The organism is Kitasatospora sp. MAA19 (assembly GCF_029894125.1).
Taxonomy (GTDB): Bacteria; Actinomycetota; Actinomycetes; order Streptomycetales; family Streptomycetaceae; genus Kitasatospora.
Genome location: NZ_JARXYZ010000057.1, coordinates 23,758 through 31,640, shown reverse-complemented (window position 1 = coordinate 31,640; position 7,883 = coordinate 23,758). Strand labels below are relative to the sequence as shown.

The 7,883-nt window shown below is 69.7% G+C and carries 6 protein-coding genes; 2 read left to right on the top strand and 4 right to left on the bottom strand.

The window, feature by feature from the left end; translation table 11 throughout:
• Window positions 1-132: 132 nt before the first annotated feature.
• From P3T27_RS39600 to P3T27_RS39590, 3 genes are all read right to left on the bottom strand, one after another.
• Window positions 133-843 carry a hypothetical protein gene (locus P3T27_RS39600; protein WP_280686221.1) on the bottom strand — a complete coding sequence of 237 codons (711 nt, stop codon included), beginning with the start codon at window positions 841-843 and terminating at the stop codon, window positions 133-135.
• Complete coding sequence (locus P3T27_RS39595) at window positions 840-1,157, bottom strand: hypothetical protein (protein ID WP_280686220.1); 318 nt, start codon at window positions 1,155-1,157, stop codon at window positions 840-842. The genes P3T27_RS39600 and P3T27_RS39595 overlap by 4 nt, the downstream gene beginning before the upstream one ends.
• 114 nt (window positions 1,158-1,271) lie before the next feature.
• Window positions 1,272-1,781, bottom strand: a complete 510-nt coding sequence (locus tag P3T27_RS39590; protein WP_280686219.1) for a hypothetical protein — start codon at window positions 1,779-1,781, stop codon at window positions 1,272-1,274.
• Between the two features lie 824 nt (window positions 1,782-2,605).
• Between P3T27_RS39590 and P3T27_RS39585 the strand changes: the two genes are divergently transcribed.
• Complete coding sequence (locus tag P3T27_RS39585) at window positions 2,606-2,749, top strand: hypothetical protein (protein ID WP_280686218.1); 144 nt, start codon at window positions 2,606-2,608, stop codon at window positions 2,747-2,749.
• A 2,152-nt stretch (window positions 2,750-4,901) separates the two neighbouring features.
• Here the strand turns inward: P3T27_RS39585 and P3T27_RS39580 are convergent.
• Window positions 4,902-6,101 carry a hypothetical protein gene (locus P3T27_RS39580; protein ID WP_280686217.1) on the bottom strand — a complete coding sequence of 400 codons (1,200 nt, stop codon included), beginning with the start codon at window positions 6,099-6,101 and terminating at the stop codon, window positions 4,902-4,904.
• Between the two features lie 195 nt (window positions 6,102-6,296).
• On the opposite strand from P3T27_RS39580, the gene P3T27_RS39575 reads away from it, so the two are divergent.
• Window positions 6,297-7,796: a competence protein CoiA family protein gene (locus tag P3T27_RS39575; protein WP_280686216.1), complete on the top strand. Its 1,500-nt coding sequence runs from the start codon at window positions 6,297-6,299 to the stop codon at window positions 7,794-7,796.
• The last annotated feature ends 87 nt before the right edge of the window (window positions 7,797-7,883 follow it).

Here is a 7,883-nt window from a genome sequence, read left to right as displayed (position 1 = left end):
ACCTGCCACGGTCGAGTACATCACCGCCACGAACGGCCTACGCCTGGCTCCCGTTCACGCCGAAGCAGTGGCTCTCATATGACCCGATGAATTCATCACGGTGCTGCCAGTGGCCGTAAGCGGCACGCTGGACTACGCGGTGGCGGCCCGGCGGGCGGTGGGCTCGGCTGCCGCAAGGGGCTGCGCGGTGCCGTCCGGGCCGGGCAGCTGCAGGCGTAGGGAGCGGGTTCGGGTGCCGATAGTGCAGTGCGCGGTGACGGTACGGCTGGCGATCGCGCCCCAGCCGTCCCCGAGCCCGGTGATCGCCGGGTCGCTGGTGGTCAGGCGCAGGGCGGCGCCATGCCAGGGGGAGGCGACGAGCAGGGTCGTGCCGTGCTCGCGCAGGCGGGCGTGGAGTCGCTGGATCTGGCGGGGTGTAGCGGGAGTGGTCGGCTGGAGCAGGACGACACCGAATGCACCCTCGCGGGCGAGCAGAGAGACCACCTCGGCCCAGTGCGGGCCCGGGTCGTCCGCGACTGCCAACCGGTCGAGCGGCTGGCCGAGCCCTTCGAAGGCCGCGATACCGAGGTCGCCGAGTCCAACGAGCGCGGTGCGCAAGGTGGGATCGTCCTGCACGGCGCCAGCCGCGAGCGCCATCAGTAGATAGCGGTCGCCGATCACCTCGACGGCGGCGCCGCGGGGGAGCCGGTCGGGCAACAGCGGGGCGAGCGCGGGTAGGACGGGTCGGGTCGTGGCCTCCAAGCGGCGCCGCCGGGCCTCCAGGCTGGTGGATTCCAGCAACTCGGCGAGCCGGTCGCTTTGGTCGCTGCCACCGGCGACGATCTTGAGCGGGGTGGCGTTCACCGGGCGCCCTCGTCGTCGGGCAGGGCGGCGCGCAGCTCGGCGGGGCGGAGGGTTCCGGGGGTCCGGATGATCCATTCGCGGGTCTCGGGAGGGCCCCAGATGACGCGTGCGGCCCAGCGGCCGTTCTCGAGCGGGCGCCAGGCGGTGACGATGGCGGCAATCCAAGTGCCACCAACCCGGATGACGGCCGGGGACCAGGCGGCCCTCTCACGTCCTGCGGCCTGTTCGACTTCGTCCGCGGGGGCCCGGCGGGCGTCGCGCCAGCTACCGGCGGTGCCAGGCGGTGTGGGGCGGTGGGGCAGATACGTGGACATAGAACAAATGTTCGACCAAGTGCGTGCACCTGGCCAAACCTCAGATGATCAAGGCTCTACAACTGGGGTTGGACGCCTTCCCCGGGCCTGCCATCGCACGGTGGGACCGGGCGTTCAGGGAGCGTCGATGATGACCGCCCGGATGAGTCGTACCGTTCGCTGAGGGTCGAGCCGCCCGTCGCCCGTGCCGATCGCGTAGGCGACGGAGATGAGGAGTTGGGCCAGAGCAGGGCCCCGGAGCTCCATAGGGGCCTGCTGCCAGGAATCATGGGCCGCAGCAGCGCCGTCGGCGCGATGGACACTCTGGAGCAACAGCACAAGGGACGTAATGGGGTCCGCCGTCCGCGCGACCTGCCGCAGGTGTTCGACGCCCTGGTGCTCCGCCAGCCCGTAGACCGGCCGGGTCGCCAGAAGACCGAGAAGAAGTGCAGCCGCCTCCCAGAACGCATCGTCGCCGCGGTCCGCGAGCTCTTCGAGCAGGACCCGTACGATCGCAGGGCTGCCGGTGCGCACGGTGGCGTCAAGGGCGTCATCGACTAGGTCTTCCACGGCTGGGCGCCGGGGGCGCAGACCGGCCATGCCGGGGATGGCCTCGTCGGGACTGGGGTGGTCACCAGGGTGCATCAGCCGACCGTATACGCCAGCGAGCACCAGGGCGCAGCTGGCGGGATCAGCCGCGCCTGCACCGTAGGTGGGGTTACCCAAGCGCCCCGTTTGGGTAACCCCACCCACGCTCGGCCCCGGTCAGCGGTCGCGGCGGCGCTGAGCGCGAAGCCCAACGTCGTACAGCATCGAGCCGGGGGCAAGGACGACGAGCGGCCAGACGAGCGGGGACGTTGCCGGGACGGTGCCGTGGAGCAGGGCCGCGCCGACGCCGCCGGTGCCGAGCGTCGCGGTGCAGGCCGGGACGGCCCCGGAGTCCTACCTCTGACCCAGCCGCAAGGTAGCGCACTGCTTGCCGGTGCTGCGCGAGCAGGGGTGGCAGCGGCGGATTCGCGAGGCCGACCCGCAGTGGGCCGCCGTGGTGGAGCAGGTCACCAAGCGAACTCCCCGCCGCCGAAGGGGCTGACGATCGGCCGACAGCTCGGTCTACCTTCCGCCGGAGTCCAGCGGCCCCACCTCCCGCGAGCTGGCCGGTCCGGCCCCGCATCCGCTGACGGCACTCGGGACCCCGCCCCGGACCTGTGAAAAATAGTGACTTCCGGACCTGCTCCCTGCAAGCATCGCTTCACCGGACTGACCTGGGCGAATGCAAGAACCGTGCCTCGTCGAATCCGAGAATGCTGCATATAAGGACGGTGATTGCGGGTGAGGCACACCCGTCATTGCCGTTCGGGCGGCTTCCAGGCCCGCAGAATGGCCGTTGCCTTCTGGTAATGTCTACGACGGCGATCAGCAATGCTGATCGCTCCGTGATCCCTCCTGTCCACAGAAGGAGGTGATTCGAGTTGGAACCCACCGGTGGCAGGCCGCCCAAGCGGCGGCGCAAGCCGGTGTGGACCCTGATGCGTAGGGGGACCATCGCCCTCGGCTTCATCGCCGCGGTCGCCCAGGCCACCTACTGGCTGCTCCAGCTGCACCACGCGCTGTAGCCGCCAGAACGCGATGAGCCCGACCGCGGCAACGGTCAGGCTCAAGGCAGGGTCACACTCGGTGATCCGGGCCCTCCGCGTCTGACCTCACGAGACGGCGCGGGGGGCCTTCACTATGCCCGGACTTCGTGACTTTGCGTTTCCGTCGTCCTGGGTTTGAAGAAGCTCGGACCAACGTCCAGTCCGTTGCTTGATGCCGAGAAGCATACACCAGCCACTATTAAGTGTCATGTTTCCAGTACGTCTTTCGGACCAAGGAACATCGCCGAACCTTCTAATAACGGGCTTCCTTAGGTTCGAGTTCTCTTCAGAGAAGACTCGCAAGTTCCGTTACTCGAAGCGAATAGATTCAACAGAGAACCTACCCATCGGTTGCTGTTCATCGAACGAAGTGCATCATCCAGACGTATCACTGATGCGATGAAGCGCATCATCGACGTGTCTTCTCTCTTGCTTCCATCTCGGACAGACTCCCTCTTCCCTTGGACACACTTCCTCAGACACGCTTACTCGGTCCGTCCTCCCCGCATCCGCGGGGAGGAGGTGAACTGGTTCAGCTCCCTGTCAGTCGCTAGCTGACGGCCGTCAGCGCGGACACCGAGGACGGGCTGTCTCCCGCGCCGGCGGACCGCGGGTTCGGACACGCTCTCGGCTTGTCCGCCCGGCGCTCGCGGGTACAGCGGCGGCTTCAACGGGTACGGCCCCGCCTTCAACGGGTACAGCGGCGGCTTCAACGGGTACGGCCCCGCCTTCAACGGGTACAGCGGCGGCTTCAACGGGTACAGCGCACGGTTCGCCGTACGGCCGCACGGTTCAGGGCCGGTTCGCCGTACGGCCGCACGGTTCGCCGTACGGCCGTTCTCCGTACAGCGCACGGTTCGCCGTACGGCCGCACGGTTCAGGGCCGGTTCGCCGTACGGCCGCACGGTTCAGAGCTGGTCCGCCAGGTACGGGCAAGCGCTCATGGGGTGTACCCGGCCCCTCAGCAGGTACGGGCGAGCGTTCATGGGGTGTACCCGAGCGCTCAGCAGGTACGAACGAGCGCTCACCAAGCATGGACTTGTGTCCTGTGCCGGGCGGACTCCTGTCCGGGTGTCCAGACACGCGTCTTCCGGTCGTCCTCCCCGCGTCTGCGAGGGGGAGATGGACGGGCACTTGCCGTCAGCGGCTCGTTGACGGTCGTCAACGCGGACAGCGAGGGCCGGCTTGTGTCCCGCGTCGGCAGACACCCGGACACGTGTCCGGACAAAGGATCCGAATGTGTTGATCTGGCAGTGCTCGTTTCACTTCGGATGCTCGCGCATCCTGGTGCGGCCTCGGCGTATCTGTCCGCTTCCTGCCGTCTGACTGTCGTTCACCTCTCCTGTATGTCCGGGGGAAGTCCTCATTCGGCGCTGCGGTGAACCTGGCCCTCAACGACTGAGATGCATGAAATTGTTGACTCTTTCGGCCCAGGGCGATGGGCATCCTCAGCCGCACCAGTCGCCGAATCGAAACGTTGTCGCAGGGCTCGCGGCTCTTTCCGGACCTCGGACATCAGTGGTGAGCCCTCGTCCAATGAGCGTGGAGGCAGCTCATCGGGTTACCTGCACTGGGGCTTGTCAAGCGTTCAGTTACGCAGCGCATCCGTGAGGACGGACCGGACGCCCAGCCCAGAGGACGGCCGCTCAGCGGCGACACGGGGTTGCGGCTGGGGTCAGAGGTAGGGCTCCGGGGCCGGGATGCTCCGCAGGGCGATCCGCAGCACCACATCCCGGCGTCCGGCCGGACGCGCCGGATCGGCGTTGCGGGCGGTCACCGGCCGCTCCCCGTGGCCGGCGCAGCGGGGAGAGCGCGATCGGTGCTGCGGGTGGCCAGCCGCTTCACCTTCCGGGACCCGCTCGCCGACGAGCGCCGGTTGCGCGGCTCCTGCGGCCGCGTCGGGCTCGGCCCCGCGTGACGACGCCTGTGTGGGCGAGAGCTAGCGTCACCGCCCGCTCGGCCGGGAGAGGGCCGGACGCCCCGTCCGGTCACGCCGCCACGGCGTAGCCTGACGCGCCGCCGGTGAGCGCGTCCGGCAACGTAGAGTTAGCGGCCCCGGCGCCCGAACCCCCGAGCGGGCCCGGGTGCCGCCGCCTTGCTGGGGGCGAGGCGGGTGAGCGGGACGCCGCCCTCACCCGTAGCGTGAGGGGGATTCACCGGGCCCGCCCGGCGCAGCTGCCTCGCCGATGGCGGTAAGGATCTGCGGCAGGACCTCTTCCGGTGAGCCGGCGGCCACCCAGCGGTAGGTGGCGGTGCCGTCGCGGCGGTCGAGGAGGACGAAGCCGTCGATCATCCCTCCGGCCTGTGGCCGCCGGCGCTCTGCCATGATGACCTCGCCCGGGTCGTCCCCGGCCTGCCCTTGCAGGTCCGGGACGTCGTCGCCGAGGTGGGGACAGCCGGTGAACCGGTACAACCAGGTGTTCACGCGCCGCTCGTACGTGTATCCGCCGCCCCGCGGCGCCGGAACCTGTCCGGTGATTTCCAGGGCGGGGCGGTGAGTGAGATCGGCGCGGCGTACCCGCTTCCCCTCCTTCTCCGTACACCCGCACGGCATCCGCAGGTACTGCAGGCCGGCCATGGCCAGCTCCGTGTCACCCCGGCCGAGGAGGTCGTCGAGCTCGCCGAAGGCCAGAGCGCCCTGCACCTGTTCCGGACCATGTCCGGCCAGGGCGGCGCGGGCCATCAGCTGCCGGTGTGCCTCCTCGGCCGCCTCCTCATCGATCGACTGGGACCACCAATAGCGTCGGCCCCGGCACGACGGGCAGGGATCCGCCAGTTCATCGCCCCATTCCTCGGCGTTGCGGTTCCGGAACTCCTGGTACTCCTCGATGTCGTGCGGGTCGTCGGTGGCATGGTCGCCCGGGATGCATCGCGTCTCGTGCTCCGTGCGGCCACAGCCCCAGCAAGTGGTGCAGGCGGAGTCAATGAGCAGTCGGAGGCCGCCGTTGACCTCGTCCTCGTACTGGTCGCGGGACAGGCCGGTGCCGTGGCAGGCGGGGCAGGGATCGGCTCCGGCGAGGATGCGCGGGGGGAAGTCGACCACGAAGAAGAGGTCGTTGTCGCCGGGGCGGACGCCGCGCTCATACTCGGCTTTCACCTCGTTCAGCGCCGTCTGGTAGCTGTACGGCTCCCCGGTCAGCGCCTCCATGTCGGCCTTGCGCTGCCGCGCGGCCGCCTTCAGCTTCCGGTCCTTCTCGCCCATGGCCAGCCCTTCGCGCGCACCGGTCCCGTGACCCGGGCGCGCCGACATGCAGGGGGCGAACCACGGTGGACTTGAGGGCTGCAGATCGACCGCTGAGCAGGTTCGGGCTGTCGACGCCTGTCCGGTCACGGGCCGGACGGCTAGGCCGGGGCCTACTGCAGTCGGCCCACCGGTCACCATAGCGCACGGCCCGAGCCACCGACTGCCGATCCGCTCATCCGACACGCGCGATCGAGCCGAACGGGGGAGAGGCCCTCTGGACCGTTACGCCATTCGTGACGGATTGTCAGACGAGGGTGGGAACTTGCCGGTCGGGAGGTTCTGATGGCACTCAAGGCTCTTCACGCACGATGGGGCGTCGTCTTCGCCCACCTGCCTGACCTGGGCTGCGGCCGGTCCTGGGAGCAGGTGCACAGCGTCCAGCCGCGGGCGCCGCTGGCGTGTGACGAGTGCCGGCATCCGGTGCACCCCAAGGTGTCCCCGAGGGGTGTGCGGTTCTTCGCCCACGATCCCGGCGCTCCGGACTGCGAGATCGCGCGCGATGGCGAGTCGGAGGCGCACCACCTGCTCAAGCTGGAGCTGCTCAGCGCGGCCCGGGATGCCGGGGCGCACGCCGAGCTGGAGGTGCGGGCGCCGGACGGATCGTGGCGGGCCGATGTACTGGCCTGTGCTCCGGACGGCTCCTGGCGCGTCGCGCTGGAGGCGCAGCTCTCGCCGATCACCAACGACGAGATCCGGGCCCGGACCGAGCGGATGCGCGAGCACGGGGTGGCCGCGTGCTGGTTCAGCGACCGGCCGAAGCCGCCGTGGCTTGGCACGGTGCCCTCGGTACGGGTGGGCCGGCCTGAGGAGGGCGGTCCGCTGGGCGTGGTCGAGGGGCTGGTCCGGTTCGGCCGCTGGTCCTGGGACGTGGTCGCGCCGCCGACGCTGGCGGACTTCCTGCGGTGGGTGTTCGCGGGACGGGTGGTAGCGCACGAGCGGCAAGTACGGCTCGAGTACGAGCTGCGGGAGCTAAAGGTGGTGTGGACGGCACCGGCGTACATCACAGCCGAGCGGGCGTACCTGGAGGAGCTGCAGCGAGAGCGGACGGCCCAGGCAGTCGAAGACGCCGCCCGGCAGCGCAAGCGGGAGGCGAGTCAGCGCCGGCTGGAAGCCCGTCGCGCCCAGGTGCGGGAGCTGAACGAGGTCAGCCGGGAACGCCAGCGGTTCCAGGCGATGAAGGCCGAGGATGCGGTGCGCGGCACTGCGGCGGCGGCCAGGGCCCGGGAGAAGGTCGTAGGCTGCCCGCAGGTGGCGCGGGCGATCGCCCACCTTGCGCAGGCGCACGGCGTCGCGGCGACGGTCGGGTGGAGCTTGGACGATCCGCGCTGGGCGGGCGGGGTACCGCTACTGGACCCGGAGGGCGTGCCGGTCGCAGTTCTCAACCCGAAGCGCGCGCTGACCCGCGGCCAGGCGTACCTGCTCCTGGCCGGGCTGCTGCTGTTGTTCGATGACGACTTCACGATGAAACGCTTCCAGCGGTGGGCGTACGGCTCACCCAAGCGACCGAAGGACCAGCGAACGGAGGCGGTCCTGGCGGATGCGGAGGAGAACCGGAGCACACGCGCAGCCTGCCGGGTGCCGCGCCACCGGACTGGCGGCCAGGAGCCGGAGCAGAAGCCGGCCTGCGGCTGTGAGCAGCCACAGCTGTTCCTGCGGATCGACGGCCGCGAGCAGTCGGCCGAGCCTGCCACCTCGTTCTCGCCCTCCTCCGCGCTCTTCCACGCGCACTGTCGGCGGTGCGGTGGCAGATACGACAGGCCCTGGAGGAGGGTTCTTACCTGATTGCCAAACCGGCACCGGCAGAGACGACACAATCAGCTCTCGACAGGTGACACTTCGTGTCTGCCGGTGGTGATCCGGCCGACCGAA

Bases quoted from the DNA above. Each gene is read 5' to 3' on its own strand.
- P3T27_RS39595 (WP_280686220.1), bottom strand. From the start codon at position 1,157: ATGTCCACGTATCTGCCCCACCGCCCCACACCGCCTGGCACCGCCGGT.
- P3T27_RS39590 (WP_280686219.1), bottom strand. From the start codon at position 1,781: ATGCACCCTGGTGACCACCCCAGTCCCGACGAGGCCATCCCCGGCATG.
- P3T27_RS39575 (WP_280686216.1), top strand. From the start codon at position 6,297: ATGGCACTCAAGGCTCTTCACGCACGATGGGGCGTCGTCTTCGCCCAC.